The following is a 24,923-nucleotide window of genomic DNA, read 5'->3' as shown; positions in this document are numbered from 1 at the left end:
CCCGCCACGCCCATGCACACAGGTACGCAATGCCCGCCAGCCCCTCGACCGACCCCAAGGATGCGCGCGGCACCGCGCCGGCCCCCGACGAGGCCATCGAACAGGGCCTGCCCACCGCGATCGTCGCGCTGAAGGTGGTCGAGGCGCTGGCCTCGGCGCCGGGTGGCCTTGGGGTCACGCGGCTGGCGCAGCTGTTGGGCATGCCCAAGGCCCGCGTCCACCGCCACCTCAGCGTGCTGCGCGAGCACGGCTACGTCGCCCAGGATCCGGACACCAACCAGTACCGCGTCGGTTGGCAGATGTTCCTGCTGGCGCGCGCCTGCAACAGCCGCTTCGACGTGGTGAGCCTGGCGCGGCCGGTGCTGGAGAGCCTGCGCGACCAGGTCGGGCAGACGGTGGTGATCTCCACCTTCTCCGACAACGAAGTGGTGGTCATCGACCTGCTGCGCGGCACCGCGCCGGTGGAGATCAGCCTGCGCCCCGGCACCCGTTTCCACCACAACAGCGTGGCGCAGGGCAAGATCGTGCTCGCGTTCGGCGCGCAGAAGCTCCGCGACGGCTACCTGCAGCAACCGCTGCCGGCCTGCACCCCGCGCACCATCGTCGACCCGGAGCGGCTGGCCGCCGAGATTGCGCTGGTGCGCCGGCGCGGCTGGGCCGACGCCCCGGAAGAGCTGTACATCGGCATCAACGCCCTGGCCGCGCCGCTGCTGCAGGCCGACGGCGAGCTGTTCGGCACCCTGGCCATCGTCGGTTCCATCCACTACCTGCCGAGCACGCCGGACCCGGCGCACGTGCAGGCCCTGCTGGACGCCGCGGGGCAGATCTCGGCGGCGATGGGCCATACCGGCTGACCGGCCCGCCACGCGCGGGCCGCCGTCAATCCGCCTGCAATGCCACCAGCAGCCGCCGCGGCGCGTTGTCGAACCCGCCGTTGGACATGAACACGACGTGGTCGCCGGCCCCCACCCAACGCTCCAGGCAGGCCAGCAGCGCCCCGCTGTCGGCCACCGCCTGCGCTTCGCCGCGCACCGCGGCGATCACCGGCGCGGCATTCCACGGCAGCTCCGGGCGCGCCAGGAACACCACCGCATCGGCCGCGTCCAGCGACGGCGCCAGCGCGCCGGCATGCGCGCCGGAGCGCATCGAGTTGCTGCGCGGCTCCATCGCCACCACGATGCGGGCGTCGCCGACCCGGGCCCGCAGCCCTTCCAGGGTGGTGCGGATCGCGGTCGGGTGATGCGCGAAATCGTCGTAGAGGGTCACGCCCCGTGCGCTGCCGATCACCTCCATGCGCCGTTTGACGCTCTGGAAGCGCGCCAGGGCCGGCGCGACGGCGGCCACGTCCACGCCCACCGCATGCGCGGCCGCCAGGGCGGCCAGGCCGTTGAGCACGTTGTGGCGGCCCAGCAGCGGCCACGCCACCGTCGCCATCTCCACGCCACGGTGCCGCACCGCGAACGCACTGCCATCCTGTTCGACCAGGCGCGCGCTCCATTCCAGCGCGGGATCGAAGCCGAAGCGTTCCACCGGCGTCCAGCAGCCCATCGCCAGCACCTCGGCCAGGCGCGCGTCCTCGCCATTGACGATCAGCCGCCCGGTGCCCGGCAGGGTGCGCACCAGGTGGTGGAACTGGCGCTGGATCGCGGCCACGTCCGGGAAGATGTCGGCGTGGTCGTATTCCAGGTTGTTGAGGATCGCCACCCGCGGCCGGTAATGGACGAACTTGCTGCGCTTGTCGAAGAACGCGGTGTCGTATTCGTCGGCCTCGACCACGAACGCGCGGCCCTGGCCGATGCGCGCCGACACGCCGAAATCCTCGGCCACGCCGCCGATCAGGAACCCCGGCGCGCGGCCGGCCGCCTGCAGCAGGTAGGCCAGGATGGTCGTGGTGGTGGTCTTGCCGTGGGTGCCGGCGACCGCCAGCGTGTCGCGGCCGGGCAGCACGTTCTCGGCCAGCCATTGCGCGCCGCTGGTGTAGCGGCGCCCCTGGTCGAGGACCGCCTCGACCGCAGCGTTGCCGCGCGAGAGCGCATTGCCGATCACGATGTCGTCGCAGTCGCGGCCGATGTTGTCGGCCAGGTAGCCCTGCGACAGGGCGATGCCCAGCCGCTCCAGCTGGGTGGACATGGGCGGGTAGACCGCCTGGTCGCTGCCTTCGACCTGGTGGCCCAGTTCGCGGGCCAGGGCGGCCACGCCGCCCATGAACGTTCCGGCGATGCCGAGGATGTGGATCTTTCTCATCCGGCGATTGTCGCCGATACCGCCGTCCGTTGCGGCGGTCGCGGCCGCCGCGGAGGCTGCGCCGGCACGCGGCCGGCGCCGGGGTTCAGCGCTTGATCGCCGCCAGGATGCGGGCCAGCACCTCGTCCAGCGTGCCGACCCCGTCGACCCGCGCCAGGGTGCCCTTGGCGGCGTAGAAGTCGATCACCGGCGCGGTGGATTCGTTGTAGACCTGCAGGCGGTGGCGCACCGCTTCGGGATTGTCGTCGGCACGGCCCTGCTCCTGGGCGCGACCGGCGATGCGCTCGACCAGCAGTTCGGTCGGCACGTCCAGTTGCACGATGGCGTCCAGCGGCTGCTGCAGCCGTGCCAGCAGCGCGCCGAGCGCGTTGGCCTGGGCGACGTTGCGCGGGTAGCCGTCGAGGATGAAGCCCTTGGCCACGTCGGCCTGGGCCAGGCGCGATTCGAGCATGCCCAGCAGGATGTCGTCGGACACCAGGTTGCCGGCGTCCATGACCGCTTTGGCCTGCTTGCCCAGCTCGGTGCCGGCGGCCACTTCGGCGCGCAGCAGGTCGCCGGTGGAGATGTGCGCGATCTCCAGGTGTTCCTTCAGGCGGCTCGCCTGCGTGCCCTTGCCCGAACCGGGCGGTCCCAACAGAACCAATCGCATTGCTGACTCCCTTGCTATGTGAGGTCGACGTCTTTCAGGGACGGACAGCGGCGTTAGACTCAGGGGCCGATTCACGCTGCACCGCAATAACGCAGCTTACCGCATCCGGCCAATGTCCCGGAACCGCCCCCCTCCGAGAGACCCTTCCATGTCCCAAGGCACCCTGCTCTACGCCCAGTCCGGCGGCGTCACCGCCGTCATCAACGCCACCGCCTCCGCCGTCATCAGCGAAGCCAGGGCAAGGAAAATCAAGGTGTTGGCGGCGCGCAACGGCATCCTCGGCGCGCTGCGCGAGGAGCTGATCGACACCTCCAGGGAGCCGGCGGCCAACATCGCCGGGCTGGCCCATACGCCGGGCGGCGCCTTCGGATCGTGCCGCTACAAGCTCAAATCGCTGGAGGCGGACCGGGCCAGGTACGAGCGTCTGCTGGACGTGCTCAGGGCGCACGACGTGCGCTGGTTCCTCTACAACGGCGGCAACGATTCGGCCGACACCGCGCTGAAGGTGTCGCAGCTGGCCCGGGAGTTCGACTACCCGCTGACCTGCGTGGGCGTGCCCAAGACCATCGACAACGACCTGGCCGTCACCGACACCTGCCCGGGCTTCGGCTCGGCCGCCAAGTACACCGCGGTGTCGGTGCGCGAGGCCGCGCTGGACGTGGCGGCGATGGCCGAGACCTCCACCCGGGTGTTCATCTACGAGGCCATGGGCCGCCATGCCGGCTGGCTGGCCGCCGCGGCCGGGCTGGCGGGCGGGGACCCGGACGCCGCGCCGCAGATCCTGCTGCTGCCCGAACGCGCCTACGACGAGGCCGCCTTCCTGGCCAGGGTCGAGAAGGTGGTGGCGAAGGTCGGCTGGTGCGTGGTCGTCGCCAGCGAAGGCATCCGCACCGCCGACGGCGGCTTCGTCGCCGACGCCGGCGGCGTCAAGGACTCCTTCGGCCATACCCAGCTCGGCGGGGTCGCGTCCTACCTGGCCGGCCGCGTCAAGGCCACGCTCGGCTACAAGGTGCACTGGACCCTGCCCGACTACCTGCAGCGCTCGGCCCGCCACCTCGCGTCCAAGACCGACTGGGAGCAGGCGCAGGCGGTCGGCAAGGCCGCGGTGCGGTTCGCGCTGGAAGGCCGCAATGCGGTGATGCCGGTGATCGTACGCACCGCCGACGCGCCGTACCGCTGGAAGATCGAGGCCGCGCCGCTGTCGAAGGTCGCCAACCACGAGAAGAAGATGCCGGCCGGCTTCATCCGCCGCGACGGCTTTGGCATCACCGAGAAGGCGCGCCGCTACCTGCAGCCGCTGATCCGGGGCGAAGCGCCGCTGCCCTACGGCCGCGACGGCCTGCCCAGGTACGTGGCGCTGAAGAACGTGGCGGTGGCGAAGAAGCTGCCGATCTGGGAAGGTTGAGCGGCGCGGACGCATCGTCCGCGGCGGCGTCCCGTGCGCACCCCGCGCACGGCGGCGTCCCCGCCACTGACAAGGAGTCGATCATGGGGTTTCTTCCGCGCTGCGCGGTTCTCGTACTGGCGCTCGGCGCCACGGCCGGCCTGCCGCAGGCGATGGCACACGACGATGGCCGCTGGCAGGGCCCTTCCGGCGGCGGGTCGGCGGCCAAGCCCGACTGGCAGATCCGCGAGGAACAGCGCCAGCGCCAGCAGGCACAGCGCGAACGCGAGCAGGAACGCCAGCGCCAATGGCAGGAACAGCAGCGCCAGCGTGACGAGCAGCAGCGTCGCCGCGACGAGGCCCTCCAGCTGCGCCAGGCACAGCAGCAGCGCGACCTCGCCGACCAGCAGCGCCGCCGCGACGAGGCCTGGCAGCGCAGCCAGGAGGCGGAACTGCAACGGCGCGCACAGCAACAGCGCCAGCGCGACGCGGCCTGGCAGCGCGAACAGGAGGCGATCCAGCGCCGCCGCGCCCAGGCGCAGGCGGGCCCGCCGCTCGCGTCCCGCTGGGAACGCGGCCGCCGCTACGACGGCCCGCGCGAGGTGGTGCACGACTGGCACCACCATTCCCTGCGCCAGCCCGCACGGGGCCAGCAGTGGGTACGCACCGACGGCGGCGACTACCTGCTGCTGGACATCGCCAACCAGCTGATCATGGATGCCCTGCTGCGCTGAGCGGGCGCCTCACCGAGGGCATGGCCCGGATCAGCCGCAGGCCTGCCCTTCCACCTGCATGCGTGCCGCGTACGCCGGCCGGGCCGGCAACCCGGCGGCCGCGGCCTGCTCCCGCAGGTCGCCCAGGTACAGCCGTACCTGGCCCTGCCCGTCGCGCGCCAGGGCCTGCTCCACCGGACGCCGCCACACTTCGACCACCGCCTCCTGGCCCGGGCAGCCGGCGGCGGGTATGACGATGCGGTCGTTGAGCCGCCACCCGTCCTCGCCGGGACGGACCTCTGCGGCCTCCAGCATCCCGGCACGCGGCTGGCAGCGCGCGTCGGTCGTGACCAGGCGCATCGCGTAGGGGGCCTCGGCCTGTCCGGTGAACCGGCCTTCGATGCGCACGCAGGCCTCGGGGATCTGCCGTACCGTGTGCAGCGCGCCCACCGCCTGCGCGGTGGCCGCCGGTCGCTGTATCTCCGGCGCGTCGGCGAAGGCCGCCACCGGCAGCGCCAGCAGCAAGGCCGGCAACCCCGCCGGCCACCGTCCCTGACCCGTTCTCATGTGCGTTCTCCTGCATGCGCGGAAACGCGCACGGTGGCAGCCCGGCGCTGAACGCCGGGGCAAGGCGCCGGGCCGTGACAGTGCACCCGGGCTGACCCATACTGCCGGACAGCTCCAGGAATCGTTGAACACCGCGACACGCACCACGGCCGCTGCATGGCTCCGGGTCTGTTCCAGTGCTTCATGCCCCGGCGTGTCCCGCGTTCAGCCGCTGCTGGACGACATCCACCTGTGATGGAGGGGTTCATGCTGGAACATTACGGTCTCGTCTTCGCCCTGGCGTGCGCGGTCATCGCCATCGCCTATGGCCTGTTCGCCACCCGCTGGGTCCTGCGCCAGCCTGCCGGCAATGCCCGCATGCAGGAGATCGCCACGGCGATCCAGGAGGGCGCTCGCGCCTACCTCAACCGCCAGTACCTGACCATCGCCATCGCCGGCGCGGTGCTGTTCGTGCTGGTGGGCGTGTTCCTGAACTGGTACACCGCGGTCGGCTTCGCGGTCGGTGCGGTGCTGTCCGGCGCCGCCGGCTACATCGGCATGAACGTCTCGGTCCGCGCCAACGTGCGCACCGCCGAGGCCGCGCGCCACGGCATGCGTGCGGCGATGGACGTGGCGTTCAAGGGCGGTGCGATCACCGGCATGCTGGTGGTCGGGCTGGGCCTGCTGGGCGTGGCCGGCTACTACCTGCTGCTGACCCGGTACCTGGGCGTGGGCGGCGAGGACGCACTGCATGCGCTGGTCGGGCTGGCCTTCGGCAGCTCGCTGATCTCGATCTTCGCGCGCCTGGGCGGCGGCATCTTCACCAAGGGTGCGGACGTCGGCGCGGACCTGGTCGGCAAGGTCGAGGCCGGCATTCCCGAGGATGACCCGCGCAACCCCGCGGTGATCGCCGACAACGTCGGCGACAACGTCGGCGACTGCGCGGGCATGGCCGCCGACCTGTTCGAGACCTACGCGGTGACGGTGATCGCCACCATGCTGCTGGGCGGGCTGATGTTCGCCCAGGACTCGCATGCGGTGCTGTACCCGCTGGTGCTGGGCGGCGTGTCGATCATCGCCTCGATCATCGGCGCGTTCTTCGTCAAGGTGAAGGACGGCAGCCCCCACATCATGGGCGCGCTGTACAAGGGCGTGATCGTGTCGGCGGCATTGTCCGCGGTCGCGTTCTGGTTCGTCACCGCCAACCTGTTCCCGGAGGGGCTGACCACGCTTGATGGCACGCTGGCGGTCTCGTCGACCCACATCTTCTACTGCGCGCTGATCGGGCTGGTGCTGACCGGGCTGATCGTGTGGATCACCGAGTACTACACCGGCACCCAGTACAAGCCGGTGCAGCACGTGGCGCAGGCCTCCACCACCGGCCACGGCACCAACATCATCGCCGGCCTCGGCATCTCGATGAAGTCCACCGCGCTGCCGGTGGTGGCGGTCTGCGCGGCGATCTGGGGCGCGTTCCACTTCGGCGGGCTGTACGGCATCGCCATCGCCGCCACCGCGATGCTGTCGATGGCCGGCATGATCGTCGCCCTCGACGCCTACGGCCCGATCACCGACAACGCCGGCGGCATCGCCGAGATGGCCGAGCTGCCCAGCGAGATCCGCGACATCACCGATCCGCTGGACGCGGTGGGCAACACCACCAAGGCGGTGACCAAGGGCTATGCGATCGGCTCGGCGGCGCTGGCAGCGCTGGTGCTGTTCGCCGACTACACCCACAACCTGCAGGCCGCCCACCCGGGCGTGACCTTCGCCTTCGACCTGTCCGACCACTACGTCATCATCGGCCTGCTGATCGGCGGCCTGATCCCCTACCTGTTCGGGGCGATGGCGATGGAGGCGGTAGGCCGCGCCGCCGGTGCGGTGGTGGAAGAGGTGCGGCGCCAGTTCCGCGACATCCCCGGCATCATGCAGGGCACCGGCAAGCCGCAGTACGACAAGGCGGTGGACATGCTGACCCGCTCGGCGAGCCGGGAAATGATCGTGCCCTCGCTGCTGCCGGTGGCGGTGCCGATCGTGGTCGGCCTGCTGCTGGGGCCGCGCGCGCTCGGCGGCCTGCTGATCGGCACCATCGTCACCGGCCTGTTCGTGGCGATCTCCATGACCACCGGCGGCGGCGCCTGGGACAACGCCAAGAAGTACATCGAGGACGGCCACTTCGGCGGCAAGGGCAGCGAGGCGCACAAGGCCGCGGTCACCGGCGACACCGTCGGCGACCCGTACAAGGACACCGCCGGCCCGGCGATCAATCCGCTGATCAAGATCATCAACATCGTCGCGCTGCTGCTGGTGCCGCTGCTCTGAGCGGCGCCGTCGCGGGCCCCTCCTGCCATCGGCGGAAAGGGCCCGCGACGGGCGCGGTGCCGCGGGCGCCCCTGCCCGGGCACCGCTGCCCCGCCGATGCCGTTGACGGCACCGTGGACCGGTGCGCGTGCCCGCGCCGGAGGCCGGTGCAGGCCGGACGCCCCGGCGACACCGCCTGCGTTTCCACCCCCGGCGCCACCGCGCCTTCCGCACCGCGCGCCTGCGGGCCCACCCTTTGGTGCGTTGCACCAGCTGGCGGCGTAGAATGGCCGCCTTCTGTCAAACGCACGATTCGGAGCAGCGCATGGGTCTGGAACTCGTTTCCGCAGGCAAGAACCCCCCGGAGGAGATCAACGTCATCATCGAGATCCCGAAGGATTCGGAGCCGGTGAAGTACGAGGTGGACAAGGAGTCGGGCGCGATCTTCGTCGACCGCATCCTCTCCACCCCGATGCGCTACCCCTGCAATTACGGCTACGTGCCCAGCACCCTGTGCGGCGACGGTGACCCGGCCGACGTGCTGGTGGTGCTGCCGCTGCCGCTGGTACCGGGCTCGGTGGTGCGCTGCCGTCCCGTCGGCGTGCTGAAGATGAGCGACGAGGCCGGCAGCGACGAGAAGATCCTGGCGGTGCCGGTGGCGAAGATCTTCAGCGGCTACGGCCATGTGGAAGACATCGGCCAGGTGTCCAGCCACTGGCTGGAGCGCATCGGCCACTTCTTCGAGCACTACAAGGACCTGGAAAAGGGCAAGTGGGTCAAGATCGAAGGCTGGGGCGGCGCCGCCGAAGCCAAGCAGATCCTGTCCAATGCCAACAAGGCCTTCCTGGCCGACCAGAGCAAGAACGCCTGATCGTCCCCGGCGGGTGCCCTCAGGCGCCCGCCGCCGGCCCCGCGCCGGACACCCTTCCCGCCCGACAGGCGTCCGCACCCGGCGCCTCCGCACCGCAGCGGCCTCCCGGCCGGGTACACGCCCGCCGCCGGCCCCGCATGCGCCCGGCCGTGACTTCGCCGGCGCCCCCGGCCACCTGCAGCGGACACGTCCCGCGTCCCGCCACGGCACGGGCGGTGCACAGACTGGCAATCCCCGGACACCCGACGCCGGCATGGCCGCCACCGCCATGCGGGGCGCCGTACGCTCCGCATGTTCCCGGTCCAGCCGACGCTGGAACCGGCGGCAGGTCCGCCGGCCTTCCGTCAGGCATCACCGCACTGGCGGCCTGCACTCCGGCACTGTCCGCCCCCGAGCACGGCGCCGGGGCCGCGTCCCACTCCGTCGGGCCCACTGGCCCCCAGCTCGCCCGCTTGCCGCGGGCTGCGCGGGCCACGGACACCTGCCCCGCGGCCGGCGCCCGCGCCTTCCGATGGGTGTCGTGACGCCGGACACCGCATGCCTCAACGCCGGGAAACGCGGCGCAAAGAAAAGGGGTGGGCCTTGCGGCCCACCCCTCGTCATGCAGCACAGTGCTTCGATGGATCAGAAGCGCTGGGTGTACTTCAGGTACACGTAGCGACCGATGTCGAACCCGCCGTAGTAGGCGAAGCTGCTGTTCGGTGCCGAGTACTGCAGTGCGCCGCGGTGGTTGAACACGTTGTTCGCGCCGATGGCGACGGTCGCGTTCCACGGAGCCTTGTAGCTGACCTGCAGGTCGTGGAAGGTGTTCGAACCGGTGCTGCGCAGCGGCGCCCACTCGCCATTGGCGTAGCGGTCGGGCAGGTCGCACCAGCCGTCGCCCAGGGCGACGCAGTCTTCCTTCATCCCCGAGTAGTAGCGGGCGGTGTAGTTCACACCCCACTCGCCCTTCTCCCAGTTCAGGCCCAGGTTGGAGCGCACGCGGAAGATGCCCGGGCTGCCGACGTAGCCGATGGTGATGTTCTCACCCTTGGCGTTCTGGCCCTGCTCGTCGTACTTGGCGGTGTAGGTGGTCTGCCAATCGAGGCTGAACTGGCCGATGGCCAACTCCGGCAGGCGGTACTTCACCCCCAGGTCGTAGCCTTCGGTCTCCATCTCGCCGAGGTTGGCCAGGCCGTAGAACAGCTGGCTGATGTGGCCGTCCGCCGCACGCACGATGCCTTCGCAGCGCGCGCTGTTGCCGAGCACGTAGCAGTCGCGCAGGATGCGGTCGACGCTGTCCTCGATGATCATGTCCTTGATCTTGTAGTTGAACCAGTCCAGCGAGATGTCCAGGCCCTGGACCCAGCGCGGGCTCCAGACCAGGCCGATGGTCGTGCTCTTCGAGGTTTCCGGGAGCAGTTCGGCGTTGGAGCCGGAGATGAACTGGTCCGGGGTCGCGCACGGCCAGGTGCCGCACGGGGTCAGGCCCTGGCCCAGCTGCACGTAGCTCGGGGACACCCCGGCCGCGGTGCAGGCGGCATTGCCGGCGACGCTGCCGGACACGCCGACCGAGCACGGATCGGTGTACTTCTCGAAGCTCGAGCCCAGGCCGCCGTACAGGTTGTCCACCGACGGAGCGCGGAAGCCCTCGGCGTAGGTGCCGCGGACCAGCAGCTCGTCCAGCGGACGCCAGGTGATGCCGAACTTGCCGTTCACGGTATCGCCGAAGTTGCTGTAGTCGGAGTAGCGGCCGGCCATGTTGACCGTCAGCTCCTTGGCGAAGGCCATGTCGGCCAGCACCGGGATGTTCAGCTCGAGGTAGACCTCGTCCAGCTTGTACTTGCCGTTGGTCGTGGTCTGCGCCAGGCCGGTGTACTCGCCCGACTGCATGAACGCGTCCGGCACGTAGCGGCCTTCCTCTTCACGGTGCTCCACACCGATGGCGAAGCCCAGGTCACCCGCCGGCAGGGTCACGATCGAACCCGCCAGGTCGGCGTTGAACGAGGTGGTCTTGGTCACGCCGGTGGTGGTGAAGGTCGGGAACAGGAAGTTCTGCAGGTCCTTGTCCGCGAGCGAGCCCGGGCCGTTGACGCCGGCCGGCAGCAGCGGGTTCCATGCGTAGCAGCCGTCGATCGGGCTGGCGGCGGTGCCGCAACGGGCAACGCCGTTGGCGTCGATGAACGACGGGCCGAGCGCCTGGCGCGCGGCGATCAGGCTCATGTCACCGTAGTTGCTCTTGGTCGACTCGTTGCGGTTGAACAGCGCACCGACGCTCCAGTCGAAGGACTTGTCGGCGAACTCGAAGAAGCCGCTGATGGTCGGCGCGAAGCGCAGGGTCTTCAGCTTGCTCTCGGTGGCGCGCGGCACTTCCCACAGACGGCGGCGGAACTCGACGTCCTGGCCGATCGGGTTGAAGGCGCTGTCGGCCGACAGCGGGGTGCCGAAGGCCTGCGACTGGTACGGGTAGCCGGCGATCAGCTGATCGGTGGTGCGCTCGTTGTAGAGGATGTCGGCATTGAACGTCACGCGATCGGTGAAGTCGTAGTTGCCGTTGACATACAGCGACTTACGCTCGACGCCGGTCTGCAGCATCATCTGCTGGTTGGCGTTGGCGAACTCGTCCGGGGTCAGCTCGTGGTAGTCGTTCGGGTTGGTCGGATCGCCACCCTGGTTCACGGTCTGCCAGATCGGATCCGGCTTGCCCTTGGCCGGCAGGCAGTCGCCGAACACGCGCGGATCGCACCACACGCCGTTCGGGCCGATCGGGCTCATGTCATCGACCGTGGAGTTCGGGCCCTTGGCGCCGTCCCGCGAGAACCAGCGGTTCTTGGCCATCACCGGGTCCTGCTTGGAATACTCCGCGGACAGGGTGATGCCGCCGCGCTCGCCTTCCGTGCCCAGGGTGAAGGAGTACTGCTTGGTCTCGCCGTCGCCTTCGCCGTACTGGCCGAGGTAGACCTGCGCCTCGGCGCCGTCGAAGCGCTTGCGGGTGATCACGTTGACCACGCCGGCGATGGCGTCGGAGCCGTAGATCGCCGATGCGCCGTCCTTCAGCACCTCGATGCGCTCGATCGCCGACATCGGGATCTGGCTCAGGTCCTGGTAGCCGCCGGAGGTGGCGCCCAGACGCTTGCCGTTGAGCAGCACCAGGGTGCGGGTGGCGCCCAGGTTGCGGATGTCGATGTAGTAGCCGCCGACGTTCTCGCCGGAGGACAGGGCATCGGCACGGGAAATCGCCGGCGAACCGGCCGAGGTCATGTTCTGCAGCACGTCGGCGACCGAGGTGAAGCCCTGCTTTTCCAGGTTCTCACGGCTCAGGGTCAGGATCGGCTGCTGGGTTTCCATGTTGGCGCCGCGGATGCGCGAACCGGTCACTTCCAGGCGGTCCAGCGTGGTGGCGCCAGCGGTGTCCTGGGCGGAAGCAAAAGCGGGCGTCAACGCGACCGCGATGCCGGCCGGGAGCAGGCCCAGCCGCATTGCGGGAGTACGAAATTTCATCAATCTCTCCGATTACGTTAGTGGCGTGTTAAACACCCCTGAACGTTACGTTTGTACCGAACCGATGGGTTTGCACTAACCCATCGCAGGCTTTGCCGATTCTGGCGGAAGGTGTGCGGACGCTTCGCGGTAGCGGGTGGCCGACTGGCCGAAACGCGCGCGGAACGCACGCGCGAAGCTGCAACAGTTGTCGAAGCCGCTGGCCTCGGCGACCTCGCCGATCATCATGTCGGTGTCGCGCAGCAGCGTCGCCGCCCGCTCCAGCCGCAACCGTGCGGAGAGCGACTGCGGGCTCTCCTGGTAGAGACTGTGGAAGGTCTTGGACAGGTACCAGCTGGAGAAGTTGGTCAGTTCGGCCAGCTCGCCGATGCGCACCACCCGGTGGCTGTTGCCCTCCAGGAACATCCGCGCGCGCTGCATGCGCCCGAACACCTGGCGCTTGCGCTGGCGCGAACGCCCCGGGCAGCGCTGCACGCCCTCGGCGAACCCGCGCTGCAGCGCGGCCACGTGCAGCAGCAGCGGACGCAGCGCCAGCGGATTGTCGGCACCGCTGGCCTGCGCTTCGCGCCACAGGCGCAGGGCCATCCGCGCCTCGGTCCAGCTCATCCGCCCGTGGCCGCTGTAGAGCCCGGCGTCGGCCAGCATGCCCAGCATGCGCAGGGCCTGGGCGTCCACCGCCACGCCGACGCACAGGCCGTCGCGGCTGGCCTGCACCATGGGCCGCGACTCCTTTTCGAACGCCAGCCACTCCCGCGGGCGCAGCCGGAACTGGCCCTCCTTGGACTCGACCCAGGCGCTGCCGCGCATCTGCATCCACACCGTGAACACGCTGCCCGAGGTCTGCAGGCTGCCCAGCCGCGATACCCCGATGCAGTCCGGGCGCGCCTCGTCCTCGGCGAGCTTCTCGAACGTGACCGACTGACCGCGGTCGACCCAGGCCAATTGCTGCATGACATGCCACCGTTTTGCCTTGACTGGCCGATGGTTTTGCCAATCCTGTCCGCAGCTGTCAGGAAGTTATTCCTATAAGTGTCCGAATTCCCCCGGAAAGCCCGGACGAAAGAATCACGAACGCACTTTTCCCAGCCATGGCAACCACTTGGAGGCGCCGAGCAGGGGGCGCGAGGCGGGTTCCGGGACCGGCATGACGCCGATGTCGTTGCCCTCGTTCAGCATCAACGCCACATAGACGGCGGTGCCGTCGGGCGCGATGCTGAATCCGTTGGTGGTGCTGGCGGCGGTGGCGTCCAGGCACCGCGAGGCGCTGGGACGGTCGAGCCGGCTCAGCTGCACCGGGCAGTCGGGCCGCTGGTGCAGGTAGCCCACCGCGCCGTCGCCGCCCACGGCCCAGGCACGGAAGCGCCAGCGGCTGGGCACGTCACCGCGGAGTTCGGCGATGCTCGCGGGCGACAAGGCGGCATCGGCCGACCAAAGCCCGCCTTCGGCCAGGCGTGTGAACAGCACCCGCGCGGAGTGCCGTTCGTAGCGCACCTGCGAGACCCCGTGCACCTGCCCTTGCCGCCGCCATCGTCCGCCCGAACGGTCGAACAGCACCAGCTCGACGGTGCCGCCGCGGTCCTGGGCGATGACGAACAGCGTGTCCCGCGACGGGCCATAGACCGCCTGCAGCGGTTCATCCACCGGAATCGGCAGCCGCTTCCACTGGCCCTGCTCGGGCGTCACTTCGTAGATGCCCGGACGCCCGCTCGGGTCGCGCCCGCTGACCAGCACCTGCTGGCTGTCCGCCGACCAGTCCGGCGACTGCCGGGTCTCCGGACGCAACCCCTCCACCGGGTGCAGCGAATCGGGGTGTTCCGGCCGCCCCCACCACAGGGCGGAGGCCCCGGACCGGTTGGAGGTGAAGACCACCTGCCGGCCATCGGGCGCGATCATCGGCTGCGCATCGCGGCCGGACGACGCGAACAGCTGCTCCCGGCGCCCGGGATCGTCCAGCGGCACCCGGAACAGGCCGAACTGCGGCGTGCTGTGGACGAAGACCAGCACCTTGCCAAGCCGGGCCACGCTGGGGCTCTGCGCATCGTCCACGCCCAGGTCGCTGAGCCGGCCCGAGCGCAGGTCCACGCGGTACAGGCGCGATTCGCTGTCCACCCGCCGGCCGAACACGATGCCGTCGTCATCGAGCCAGCCCCACCCGCGCATCTCCGCGCTGCCGGCGGTGATCCGCCGCACCCGCCCGCCCGCGGCCGGCATCGCCCATAGCGCGCCCATCTGCGGGTTGCGCACGAAAGCGAGCTGGTGGCCATCGGGCGAATACCGCGGCGCGTAGTCGAAATCGTCGTCGGCGCGGGCGTAGTCCAGCGTCCGCCAGTGGCCGGTCGCCAGGTCCAGGGTGCGGATCCCGGCGGCCCCCAGGGCCCCGGTCATCGAGCCGAACACCAGACCGCGGCCGTCCGGCATCCAGCTGAAGCTGAGCATGTCGGCACCGTCGCAGCGGGTGGCGCGGCGGGCGCTGCCGCCGGTGGCGCCGATCACCAGCACCTCGCAGCCACCGTCCGGGTGGAAGCGTGCGAAGGCGATCTCGCGGCCGTCCGGCGACCAGGCCGGGAACCGGTCCAGTGCGCCCTGCGGCGTGTCCAGCAACGGGGCCGAGGTGGTGCTGCCGGTGCTCTGCACCCGCAGGGTCGAGCCGCCCTCGCTCTCGTCGGCATAGACCACCAGCGCGCCGTCGGGCGACAGCGCCGGGAACGCGGCCATTCCCCGGGTCGCGGTGATCAGCCGATAGGGCCGCTCGGGGCTGCCCACCACGTCGACACCGTCGGCGGTCGCCGCCTCCAGCGCGTTGCCGGCCGGCGCGGCCCGCCACAGCATCATCGCCAGCAGTCCCGCGCTGCACAGCAGCAGCGCCGCCGAGGCCAGCACCGCCAGCGTCCACCGGCCACGGCCGCGCGTGCCGCCGGCCACCGGCGGCGGGTCCCCCGCTCCGGACACGGCCGGCGCCCCGCTGGCGTCCGCCGCGTGACCCGTGGCGGTGGCGACCGGCTCCGCCTCCCAGGCGACCGGCACCACCAGGCGGTAGCCGCTCTTGGCGATCGTCTCGATGTAGTCCTGCCCCTGGCGCACGCCGGTACCGGCCGAGAGTGCCTTGCGCAGCAGGGTGACCGCCTGGGTCAGCACATCGTTGGTCGGCAGCGTGTCCGGCCAGACCTGGGCGAACAGCTCGTCGCGGGTCACCACCTCGCCGGCCCGCCGCGCCAGCACCTGCAGCACGCCACTGGCCTTGGGCGTCAACCGGGATGCACGACGGGCGCCAGGCGCATGCACTTCGCGCGAGGACAGGATCACCAGGCAATCGCCGATGCGCAGGCGATCAGAGGGCGGCAGGCCGCTTTCGATGGGTTCCATGACGGTGGGGGAGATCGATCGTTGGAGGCCGCTCCTGTGCCCGTCCGCTGCCGGCACCGCCGCCAGTGAACCGCCAGAATCCGCAAATGGCGCCAACGTAAAGAGCAAATGATTCGAGGCCGGCGGATCTTAGCCTATGGCGGTTGCCCGTGTACCTGCATGGGTCGACATCAGGCTCTCTCTCTCGCCGACGTACTCCATAAACCGCTTCAAGATTCGCGCCCCAGGGCGCGTTTTTTTTTGCCTGCGGCCGCCCCGCGTGCGCCACCCGGGAGGCGCTGCGGCCCCGGAAAACAAGGGGTGCCATGCCTTCCGCCGACGGCGTCCCGCGGCGTGCCGCGCGACACCTGCCGCCTCCGTCTTCAGCAAACTGAAGACAACCTAAAGCGCAGGTGCCGGCCTACCGCGTCCATCGACGGCGACGGCACGGAACGGCGATCCTGCCGCCGCCCCGTGCCGCCCGCGCCACGCCACACCTACTCGGCGCGGTAGACCTCGGCGCCCTGCGCACGGAACTGCGCCGACTTCTCAGCCATGCCCGCCTCCAGCGCCGCGCCCGTATCCACGCCATGTTCGGCGGCGTAGTCGCGCACATCCTGGGTGATCTTCATCGAGCAGAAGTGCGGGCCGCACATCGAGCAGAAGTGCGCGAGCTTGTGCGCGTCCTTGGGCAGGGTCTCGTCATGGAACTCGCGGGCCTTCTCCGGATCCAGCCCGAGGTGGAACTGGTCCTCCCAGCGGAACTCGAAGCGCGCCTTGGACAGCGCGTTGTCGCGCAGCTGCGCGCCGGGATGGCCCTTGGCCAGGTCGGCGGCGTGCGCGGCGATCTTGTAGGCCATGATGCCGTCGCGCACGTCCTGGCGGTTGGGCAGGCCCAGGTGCTCCTTGGGCGTCACGTAGCAGAGCATGGCGGTGCCGTACCAGCCGATCATCGCCGCACCGATCGCGCTGGTGATGTGGTCGTAGCCCGGCGCGATGTCGGTGGTCAGCGGCCCGAGCGTATAGAACGGCGCCTCCCCGCATTCGCGCAGCTGCTTGTCCATGTTCTCCTTGATCAGCTGCATCGGCACGTGGCCCGGCCCCTCGATCATCGCCTGGACGTCGTGCTTCCACGCGATCCGGGTCAGCTCGCCCAGCGCCTCCAGCTCGCCGAACTGGGCCGCGTCGTTGGCGTCGGCGATGCAGCCCGGGCGCAGGCCGTCGCCCAGGCTGAAGGCCACGTCGTAGGCCTTCATGATGTCGCAGATGTCCTCGAAATGCGTGTAGAGGAAATTCTCCTTGTGATGCGCCAGGCACCACTTGGCCATGATGCTGCCGCCGCGCGAGACGATGCCGGTCACGCGCCGCGCGGTCAGCGGCACATGCCGCAGCAGGACCCCGGCGTGGATGGTGAAGTAGTCCACGCCCTGCTCGGCCTGCTCGACCAGGGTGTCGCGGAAGATCTCCCAGGTCAGCTCCTCGGCGCGGCCGTCGACCTTCTCCAGCGCCTGGTAGATCGGCACCGTGCCGATCGGCACCGGCGAGTTGCGCACGATCCATTCGCGGGTCTCGTGGATGTGCTTGCCGGTGGACAGGTCCATCACCGTGTCGCCGCCCCAGCGGATCGCCCACACCAGCTTCTCCACTTCCTCGGCGATGCCCGAGGACACCGCGCTGTTGCCGATGTTGGCGTTGACCTTGGTGAGGAAGTTGCGGCCGATGATCATCGGCTCGCTTTCGGGATGGTTGATGTTGCAGGGCAGGATCGCGCGCCCGCGCGCGATCTCCTCGCGCACGAACTCCGGGGTGATGACCCGCTGGATGCTGGCGCCGAAGTCCTGCCCGGGGTGCTGCGCCAGCAGGTGCGCCTCGCGTACCGCCTCCAGCCGCTGGTTCTCGCGGATGGCCACGTATTCCATCTCCGGCGTGACGATGCCGCGCCGCGCATAGTGCATCTGGGTCACGTTGGCGCCGGCCACGGCGCGGCGCGGCAGCGTGCGGCCCGGGAACCGCACCGCATCGAGGCGGCCATCGTCCTGGCGCGTGCGGCCGAAGGCCGAGCTCAGCGCATCCAGCCGCTCGGTGTCGCCCCGCTCCTCGATCCAGCGCGCACGCAGGGCCGGCAGCCCGGCGGACAGGTCGATGCATGCCTGCGGGTCGGTGTAGGGGCCGGACGTGTCGTAGACGGTGACCGGGGGGTTGTCCTCGCCGCCGAACAGGGTCGGCGTGCGGGTCAGCGCGATCTCGCGCATCGGCACCTGCAGGTCCGGCCGCGAACCGGGCACGTGGATCTTGCGCGAACCGGGAATCGGCTCGGTGACCGAAGCGGAAAGTTGCTGGGCCTGCTGCTGCAGGGAGGAAGGCAGTGCATTCATCGGGCGTCGTCCTGTTGGCGTCCGCACGGGGGTGCGGGCTGAACGAAGCGAAGGCGCACTGACGCATGCGCCGGGCCGCCCCTCGGACGGGGCCTCTGCGCGCGCGTACTGCAAAGCTTCCCTACGCCGGTATCAACCGGATCAGGTTCCAAGGGACTGTCTCAACCGTGGCCGATGGCCGCGGTACCCCCGCTTCGGGCCGCATTAGACCACAAACCTTCCGCCGCGGCCGCCCTGCGGCGAGCGCCGCGTTTCTAACACAATCGTGACGCGGCGACCGCTAGCATGCCCCGCAGCGATCTCCATGCCGTCCTTTCCGCGCTGTTCGCTCCTTCTTTTGCCGTGCCGTTCGTTGCCGGATCCGCCGCACGCCCTGGCGCGCTGCCCTCATGTTTCCAGATCGGAGAAAACCCTCCATGGTGTTCCGTGTTTCCGTCGCCCTGGTCGCCGCCCTCGTGCTGCTGGCCGGCATTGCCCCCGGCCCCTTCAACGACGTCGTGCAGGGCGTGCTGGTCGAGGTGGTCCGCAATGTCGGCTGGCTGTACCTGCTGGTCGTGTTCCTGACCCTGACCTTCCTGCTGTACCTGGCCATCGGCCGCTTCGGCAACCTGCGCCTCGGCGGCGAGGATGCCGAGCCGGACTTCTCCCGCGCCAGCTGGCTCGCGATGCTGTTCGCCACCGGCATGGGCATCGGCCTGGTGTTCTGGGGCGCGGCCGAGCCGATATCGCATTTCACCAAGCCGCCGGAGGGCCTGGACCCGGAAAGCGCGGGCGCGGCCCGCGCGGCCATGCGCTACGCCTTCTTCCACTGGGGCCTGCACCCCTGGGCCATCTACGCACTGATCGGCCTGGCGATGGCCTGGTTCCAGTACAACCGCAACGGCCGCGGCCTGATCAGCGACATGCTGCAGCCGCTGATCGGACCGCATCACCGCGGCGTGCTCGGCCATGTGGTGAACATCGCCGCGGTGGTGGCCACCGCGATCGGCGTGGCCACCACGCTGGGCTTCGGCACCATCCAGATCGGCGCCGGCCTGCAGCGCGTGTTCGGCATCCCCGCGTCGGTGCCGATCCAGCTGACCATCATCGCCGTGGCCTTCGTGCTGTACATGGCCTCGACCATCAGCGGCGTGGACCGCGGCATCAAGTGGCTGTCCAACTTCAACCTGCTGCTGGCGGCCCTGCTGCTGGCCGCCTTGCTGGTGCTGGGGCCGACCGGTTTCATCTTCGACACCTTCACCACCACGCTCGGCACCTACCTCAACCAGCTGGTGACCATGAGCCTGCGCATGTCGCCCTTCTCCGGCAGCACCTGGGTGGCGGACTGGACGATCTTCTACTGGGCCTGGTGGATCGCCTGGGCGCCGTTCGTCGGCGCCTTCATCGCGCGGGTGTCGCGCGGCCGCAGCGTGCGCGAATTCGTGGTCGGCGTGGTGCTGGCCCCCACCCTGCTCGGCTTCCTGTGGTTCTCGGTATTCGGCGGCACCGCCCTGTGGGCGCAGATCAGCGGCCATGTCGACCTGCTGCAGGCGCTGTCCAACGGCTATGAAACCGTGCTGTTCGCGCTGTTCGACAGCCTGCCCGGCTCGCTGCTGCTGTCCATCGTCGCGCTGGTACTGCTGATCATCTTCTTCGTGACCTCGGCCGATTCGGCGGTGCTGGTCCTGGCCAGCATGTCCACCGACGAATCCGGCGACCCGCCGCTGTCGCGCAAGGTGGTCTGGGGCGTGGCGGTGGCACTGATCGCCGCGACCCTGCTGCTGGCCGGCGGCCTGGAGGCGCTGCAGGGCATGATCACCATCGCCGCACTGCCCTTCGCCCTGCTGATGGTGCTGGTGATGTTCTGCCTGTACCGGGTGCTGGACGCCGAGTACAACCGCCAGCGGCGCATGGCACAGCGCGCACGGCACATGGTCGAAGCCTGGATCGAACGCGAGATGGCCTCGCAGGAGGCCGCCGACGCCGCCGCGCAGCGGCCGGCGACCGATGCCTGACCCGAGCTGACCCGCGCCGCCGCGGTCCTGCGCCGGGAGGGGCGCAGCCGCGGCGCGCTCCGGCCCCGCGGCCCGTGCCGCGACGGCCCCGTGCACCCTCCCTCCGGGCGCCGCATGGCGCCCGGCCGCCGGCGGACCCCGCCCCGCGCTCCTTCCCATGGCCACGGCGGCTGCCCGCCGCCGGCGCCCCCGGCATGCCCCGTCCCCGCCCGCGCCGGCACCCGTCCATACGCAGGTCCCTGCGCGGCGCTTCTTACGCTCCTCTTACGCCCGCCCCTTATCAAGGCACCCCAGACGACAACACGCGCTTGGCGGAGCCTCCATGCCCCGCCGGGCGGTGCCGGTTTCCACCAAAGGGGCAACTCCATGCAAATCCGTTCCCAGCGCCGCCAGGGCGGCTTCACCCTTGTCGAGATGGCCGTGGTCCTGGTCATCATCGGCGTGATCATCGGCGCCGTGATGATCGGCCGCGACGTGCAGCGCAACGCCGAATACACCCGGATCAAGCAGAAGTTCATCGACCAGTGGGTGGTCACCTACAACAGCTACCACCAGCGCTATGGCGCTCCGATCGGCGACAACCAGTCGGCACCGCAGCTGATGGTCAATGGCGCGCATTTCGACGGCGGCTTCTCCGGCGGCGACATGAGCAATGCCCAGGAACCCGCGCTGATCTGCTCGGGCAACGACGACCTGCCGAGCAACAGCGGCCTGAGCCGCACCCGTGAAACCGCCAACAACTACGACCTGCGCGACCTGGTGCGCAAGGCCGGCATCACCCTGCCTCCGGGCCGCGGCGAGGGCAAGGAAGACCGCTACGCCTACCTGGACACCAACGGCAATCCGCAGGAGATCCGCGTCTGCTTCGGCTGGAACAAGCCCGGCAGCGCCCACGGTTCGGGCAACGCGATGATCATCACCGGCCTGACCCCGGACCTGGCCCGTGCCCTGGACCAGATGATCGACGGCAAGCCGGACGCCGGCAACGGCGCGTTCCGCCAGTACGTCGACGGTCTCGTGCGCCAGGCCACCAATGCCGGCGGCGCCACCGACGCCACCACCATCGGCACCGAATGGGGCGGCAACAACACCGGCTCCATGAGTTCCACCACCGATGGCAGCCAGTTCGGCACCGCCACCGACGACGACCAGGTGATGACGGTCGTCGCCAACTACAAGATGAACCAGTAAGCCGATGCGCCCCTCGCTCCTGCTCGCGCGCCTGCGCGACTCCCGACGGGTCTCGCTGCTGCTGTTCGCCGCGACCCTGGCGACCCTGGTGATCGCGGCGGTCTGGTTCGTCAACGCCCGTTCGTCCCTGGCCAACGCCTACCAACGGCTGGGCGACCGCAACCAGACGCTGTCCGACGCCCGGGTGCGCGAGCAGGAGACACGGCTGCGCGTGGACTACGCCGATTCGGCGCGGCAGCTGCTGGAAGCGGCGCATGCCCACGGCCTGGCGCCGGACGCCTGGGGCGAACGCCTGATCAACCTCCGCCAGGGCCAGATGAGCCGCGAGGAAGCGCTGCCGCTGCTGGCCACCGTGCAGCGCGCCCCCGAGCGCCTGTTCGGCGCCGAGGCCTTCGAACTGTCGGTCTCGCACCCCGACGAGGGCCTGTTCGATCCGCCCGAAAGCCTCGACCGCAAGCCCGCGCCGCTGTCACTGACGCTGCGCGGCAGCCTGCTGTTCCAGACCGCCGGCGACGCCAGCCCCCACCAGGAACCCCTCTTGCCATGAGCCAGCTCCATCTCATCCAGCAGCAGGGCCGCTGGCTGCTGTTCGACGGCTCCACCGTCACCCGCAGCGACAGCCGGCCCCGCCTGCCGCGCGCGGCGGTGGTGGTCAGCGACTTCGAGAACGCGGTCAGCAACGTGATCTCGCTGGAAGGCAGCCCCGCCCATGCCGTGGCGCTGATCGAAAAGCGGCTGCGCTCGGACGGCCTGATCGACAGCGAAAGCAAGATCCTGATCCACAAGACCCGCAACGTCGGCGCCGGCTACCAGACCCTGTTCACCGCGGTCCCGCTGGACCTGTGGCAGCAGACCTATGCCTGGGCCGAGGCGCAGCCGGACCACTGCCTGCTGATCCCCTTCACCTCGCTGCTGTTCAAGTCGCTGCGGCCCGGCCTGGGCCTGGTGCTGCAGTCCGGGCGCCAGGTCAGCGTGCTGGCGATGCTCAAGCACGACATGGTCTACCGCACGGCGCTGGCCTACAGCGACGACCCCTCGGACCTGGCGATGACCGTCGGCGCGCTGGCCGAGCAGTTCGCCGAGGACCTCGGCAACGGCGAGGACAGTCTGGAACCGCTGTCGATCCAGTGGTGCCCGGTGCTGGTGCCGCAGCCGGACGAGGGCCGCAACTGGGCCGACGACGACCTGCGCGAGATCTTCTCGCTGCGCAGCGGCCTGCCGGTGACCAGCGTCCCGCTGCGCCACGTGAGCGACGAGCAGGGCGCCACCTACCGCACCGGCATCGACTGGATCCGTTCGATGGCCAGCGCGACGATCGCGGTCAACCCGCTGTCCAGCCGCGTCGCCTGGGCCGCGGAATGGGCGCTGCCGCTGGCCAGCGCCGCATCGCTGGTGTTCGCCATCATCCTCGGCGCGCTGGGCGCGCGCTGGGCCCTCGGCGCACGCGAGGCCAATGCCCGCGCCGCGCAGCTGGGCAGCGAGATCGCCGCCATCGAGCAGCGCATCGGCGACCTGCAGGCCCGCGAGACGGTGCCCGACGCCTTCGCCGCGACCCAGGCCTTCATCGAGCGCGCGGCCCACCTGCAGGCCGGCGCCGACCCCAGCGCCAGCCTGGCGCTGGTGCGCGATGCCGCATCCGGCCAGGTGCGCATCCTGCGGGTCCGCCTGGAAGAACCGGCGCAGGCCCCGCGCACCGCGCCCGGCCCGACGCCGCCGGTGGACGGCTACACCCTGCGCGTGGATGGCGTCGCCGATGCCTGGCGCGGCACCCCGGGCATGCAGGTGCCGACCTTCGTCGAGCGCCTGCGCCGGGCCGGCTTCGATCCCCAGCCGGTCGACCCCCAGGGCGGCGGTCTCAACACCCGCGCGGCCGGTGGGTTCTTCTCCTACCTGCTCAAGAGCCCGCAGCCCTCGTCGACGGAGTCGCGCTCATGAAAATGAAGTTCACCGCGGCCTTCGCGCTGGCGATCTGGCTGGCGGTCACCGCCTGGCTGGCGACCATGGTCATCGTCAAGCCGGCCGTCCTGCACCTGGGCAACAACGCCGAGGAAACCGCGGCGATGGCGCAGCTGCGCGGCGCCATCGGCCACAACCACCAGCTGCAGGCGCGCCTGGCCGAGCTGCGGCGCCCCGATGCGCTCGGCGACGGCCAGCCGCTGCTGGCGCTGCCGTCGACCCCGGCGTCCGGCGCCACCGGCCCCGGCCTGCGCGTGGACAGCACCGCCGCCCCGGCCGCGCACTCGGTCTCGATCGTGCTGGACACCGGCGGGCGCCGCAGCGCCGTCATCGACGGCCACCACGTGCGTGCCGGCACCCGCCTCGGCGACGGTGCGCGGGTGGCCGCCATCGGCGCCGACTGGGTCCGCATCGAGAACAGCGACGGCACCCGCAAGGTGCACACCGTGGCCTCGCCCTTCCATCCGGCCGCCGCCAGCGGAGACGAACGATGAGCAGGCTCCGGAACCCCCTGGCCTGGGGAATCGCCGTCATCGCCATCGGTGCGGTGGCCGTGGTCGGGATGCGCTGGCTCGGCGGCGGTGCGACCGGTGCCGCACCGGAGACACCGCCGGACACGGTCGCCACACCCCCGTCCGCGGCGGCTCCGGCCCGTGCCGCCGGCGGCGAGGACACCCCGCCCTGGATGCGCGGCGCCGCCGAAACCGGCACCGCCGCCGGCGCCCTCGCCGCACGTGCGCCGGCACCCGCCGAGGCGACCCCGACCCAAGTCGACATCGACCGCTCGCTGGCCGAGATCCGCCAGAAGTCCGACCACAACATCCGCGCCGCCGACGACATGCTGCTGCAGCTCGATGCGCTGGAGAAAGCGGGCAAGACGCCGCCGGACGTCCACCTGGACGCACTCCGCAACAACCTGGTGATCGCCAAGCGCGCGCAGCTGCTGGCCCGTGAACTGGCCGAGTCGACGCAGCATCCCGACAGCCCGCAGCGCCGCCAGCGCAATGCCGAGATCATCGCCGAGCTGCAGCAGCTGCAGGGCCAGCTGCGCTACGACGTGGGCACCGTGCTGCCGCCGGCGGCCCCGGGGAGGGCGCAATGACATGCGCAGGCTTCCCGCCCGTCCGTCCCGGTCCGCGGCTGGCCCCCAGGCCGGCTTCTCGCTGCTCGAGCTGGCCGTGGTCGTCGCCGTCCTGGGCGTACTGGCCGTGAGTGCGCTGTCCGCGTTCGACAACCTCGGCCAGGCGCGCCAGCACACCGCGGCGCGCGCCCACGCCGAGGCCGCGCGCCAGGCGCTGCACGCCTTCGCCCTGCGCAACAAGCGCCTGCCGTGTCCGGACGGCTCGGCCACCGGCGACTACGGCCGCGAGGCCGCCGGCGGCACCTGCGCCGCCGGCGCCAATGTCGGCTGGCTGCCCTACGAAAGCCTGGGCCTTGCCACGCCGGTGCGCGGCGAGCGCCTGCGCTACGGCGTGCACCGCGGCACCGGCGCCGACCTGGTCGCGCCGCCGCGCGCGTCCGCCGACCAGCCCGACCTGGAGGGCAGCGGCGGATTCGCGGCCGCGCTCGCCCGCGCCGCCACCGCCGCCCCCTCCACCACCCAGCCCCACTACCGGATGGGCGGCAGCCCGGACTGCAGTGCCACCGCCACCGGCAGCGTCGTCAACCCGGCCTTCGTGCTGGTCGCGCCGGTCAGCGCGCGCGACGGCGACAGCGCCGGTGGCTTCGACGGCAGCGCGAACCGCGCTTTCGCCACGGGCAGCGGCACCTGCGTGACGCCGCCGGACTATCCGGGCGAGGCGCGCTACGACGACGTGGTCGTGGCCGAGAGCGCCGCGAGCCTGCTCGGCTGGCTGACGGCCGCGACCCGCTGATGC

19 protein-coding genes and 1 riboswitch are annotated in these 24,923 nt (G+C 70.7%); of the genes, 12 read left to right on the top strand and 7 right to left on the bottom strand.

Annotation, left to right across the window (positions count from 1 at the left end):
• The first annotated feature begins 29 nt into the window (after positions 1 to 29).
• Positions 30 to 854: an IclR family transcriptional regulator gene (locus tag K5L01_RS11055; RefSeq protein ID WP_250064552.1), complete on the top strand. Its 825-nt coding sequence runs from the start codon at positions 30 to 32 to the stop codon at positions 852 to 854.
• A 25-nt stretch (positions 855 to 879) separates the two neighbouring features.
• Here the strand turns inward: K5L01_RS11055 and mpl are convergent, their stop codons facing one another.
• Both mpl and K5L01_RS11045 read right to left on the bottom strand, forming a co-directional pair.
• Entirely contained in the window at positions 880 to 2,244 is a 1,365-nt protein-coding gene (gene mpl / locus K5L01_RS11050) for a UDP-N-acetylmuramate:L-alanyl-gamma-D-glutamyl-meso-diaminopimelate ligase (RefSeq protein ID WP_250064550.1), read from the bottom strand.
• A gap of 85 nt (positions 2,245 to 2,329) precedes the next feature.
• Entirely contained in the window at positions 2,330 to 2,893 is a 564-nt protein-coding gene (locus K5L01_RS11045) for an adenylate kinase (RefSeq protein ID WP_250064549.1), read from the bottom strand.
• 148 nt (positions 2,894 to 3,041) lie between these two features.
• Here K5L01_RS11045 and K5L01_RS11040 point away from each other — a divergent pair, with 148 nt between their 5' ends.
• Together K5L01_RS11040 and K5L01_RS11035 are read left to right on the top strand one after the other, a co-directional pair.
• Positions 3,042 to 4,298, top strand: coding sequence for a 6-phosphofructokinase (locus K5L01_RS11040; protein WP_250064547.1), 1,257 nt, complete (start codon positions 3,042 to 3,044; stop codon positions 4,296 to 4,298).
• 83 nt (positions 4,299 to 4,381) lie between these two features.
• Positions 4,382 to 5,011, top strand: a complete 630-nt coding sequence (locus tag K5L01_RS11035) for an RcnB family protein (protein WP_250064545.1) — start codon at positions 4,382 to 4,384, stop codon at positions 5,009 to 5,011.
• A 30-nt stretch (positions 5,012 to 5,041) separates the two neighbouring features.
• Here K5L01_RS11035 and K5L01_RS11030 read toward each other — a convergent pair whose 3' ends face one another.
• Positions 5,042 to 5,557, bottom strand: a complete 516-nt coding sequence (locus K5L01_RS11030; RefSeq protein ID WP_250064543.1) for a hypothetical protein — start codon at positions 5,555 to 5,557, stop codon at positions 5,042 to 5,044.
• A 246-nt stretch (positions 5,558 to 5,803) separates the two neighbouring features.
• Between K5L01_RS11030 and K5L01_RS11025 the strand changes: the two genes are divergently transcribed.
• Entirely contained in the window at positions 5,804 to 7,858 is a 2,055-nt protein-coding gene (locus K5L01_RS11025) for a sodium-translocating pyrophosphatase (protein ID WP_250064541.1), read from the top strand.
• Positions 7,859 to 8,162: 304 nt separating this feature from the next.
• Positions 8,163 to 8,708: an inorganic diphosphatase gene (ppa, locus tag K5L01_RS11020; protein ID WP_250064539.1), complete on the top strand. Its 546-nt coding sequence runs from the start codon at positions 8,163 to 8,165 to the stop codon at positions 8,706 to 8,708.
• A gap of 624 nt (positions 8,709 to 9,332) precedes the next feature.
• Here the strand turns inward: ppa and K5L01_RS11015 are convergent.
• The 4 genes from K5L01_RS11015 to thiC form a co-directional block, all read right to left on the bottom strand.
• Positions 9,333 to 12,188, bottom strand: coding sequence for a TonB-dependent receptor (locus K5L01_RS11015; RefSeq protein ID WP_250064538.1), 2,856 nt, complete (start codon positions 12,186 to 12,188; stop codon positions 9,333 to 9,335).
• 75 nt (positions 12,189 to 12,263) lie between these two features.
• On the bottom strand, positions 12,264 to 13,139 hold the full coding sequence (locus K5L01_RS11010) for a helix-turn-helix transcriptional regulator (protein ID WP_250064536.1): 876 nt from the start codon (positions 13,137 to 13,139) through the stop codon (positions 12,264 to 12,266).
• Between the two features lie 114 nt (positions 13,140 to 13,253).
• A complete protein-coding gene (locus tag K5L01_RS11005; protein WP_250064534.1) occupies positions 13,254 to 15,551 on the bottom strand; it encodes a winged helix-turn-helix domain-containing protein in 2,298 nt (765 codons plus the stop codon).
• A gap of 476 nt (positions 15,552 to 16,027) precedes the next feature.
• The gene (thiC, locus tag K5L01_RS11000; RefSeq protein WP_250064532.1) at positions 16,028 to 17,905 is read right to left on the bottom strand and encodes a phosphomethylpyrimidine synthase ThiC; all 1,878 of its coding nucleotides are present in this window, start codon (positions 17,903 to 17,905) and stop codon (positions 16,028 to 16,030) included.
• A gap of 100 nt (positions 17,906 to 18,005) precedes the next feature.
• Positions 18,006 to 18,106, bottom strand: a riboswitch (TPP riboswitch).
• A 215-nt stretch (positions 18,107 to 18,321) separates the two neighbouring features.
• On the opposite strand from thiC, the gene K5L01_RS10995 reads away from it, so the two are divergent.
• From K5L01_RS10995 to K5L01_RS10965, 7 genes are all read left to right on the top strand, one after another.
• The gene (locus K5L01_RS10995; RefSeq protein ID WP_250064530.1) at positions 18,322 to 19,899 is read left to right on the top strand and encodes a BCCT family transporter; all 1,578 of its coding nucleotides are present in this window, start codon (positions 18,322 to 18,324) and stop codon (positions 19,897 to 19,899) included.
• A 366-nt stretch (positions 19,900 to 20,265) separates the two neighbouring features.
• Positions 20,266 to 21,090 carry a prepilin-type N-terminal cleavage/methylation domain-containing protein gene (locus tag K5L01_RS10990; protein ID WP_250064528.1) on the top strand — a complete coding sequence of 275 codons (825 nt, stop codon included), beginning with the start codon at positions 20,266 to 20,268 and terminating at the stop codon, positions 21,088 to 21,090.
• A 4-nt stretch (positions 21,091 to 21,094) separates the two neighbouring features.
• Positions 21,095 to 21,637 (top strand): hypothetical protein, encoded by a 543-nt coding sequence (locus K5L01_RS10985; protein ID WP_250064526.1) that lies wholly within the window; start codon positions 21,095 to 21,097, stop codon positions 21,635 to 21,637.
• Complete coding sequence (locus K5L01_RS10980) at positions 21,634 to 23,025, top strand: hypothetical protein (RefSeq protein WP_250064524.1); 1,392 nt, start codon at positions 21,634 to 21,636, stop codon at positions 23,023 to 23,025. The genes K5L01_RS10985 and K5L01_RS10980 overlap by 4 nt, the downstream gene beginning before the upstream one ends.
• Positions 23,022 to 23,540 (top strand): hypothetical protein, encoded by a 519-nt coding sequence (locus tag K5L01_RS10975; RefSeq protein ID WP_250064522.1) that lies wholly within the window; start codon positions 23,022 to 23,024, stop codon positions 23,538 to 23,540. Before K5L01_RS10980 ends, K5L01_RS10975 begins: the two co-directional genes overlap by 4 nt.
• The gene (locus tag K5L01_RS10970; RefSeq protein WP_250064520.1) at positions 23,537 to 24,148 is read left to right on the top strand and encodes a hypothetical protein; all 612 of its coding nucleotides are present in this window, start codon (positions 23,537 to 23,539) and stop codon (positions 24,146 to 24,148) included. Before K5L01_RS10975 ends, K5L01_RS10970 begins: the two co-directional genes overlap by 4 nt.
• Position 24,149: 1 nt before the next feature.
• Positions 24,150 to 24,920, top strand: coding sequence for a prepilin-type N-terminal cleavage/methylation domain-containing protein (locus K5L01_RS10965; protein ID WP_250064518.1), 771 nt, complete (start codon positions 24,150 to 24,152; stop codon positions 24,918 to 24,920).
• Positions 24,921 to 24,923 lie beyond the last annotated feature (3 nt).

Source organism: Stenotrophomonas mori, from assembly GCF_023556335.1.
Lineage (GTDB): Bacteria > Pseudomonadota > Gammaproteobacteria > Xanthomonadales > Xanthomonadaceae > Stenotrophomonas > Stenotrophomonas mori.
This window is presented reverse-complemented; position numbering and strand designations above follow the sequence as displayed.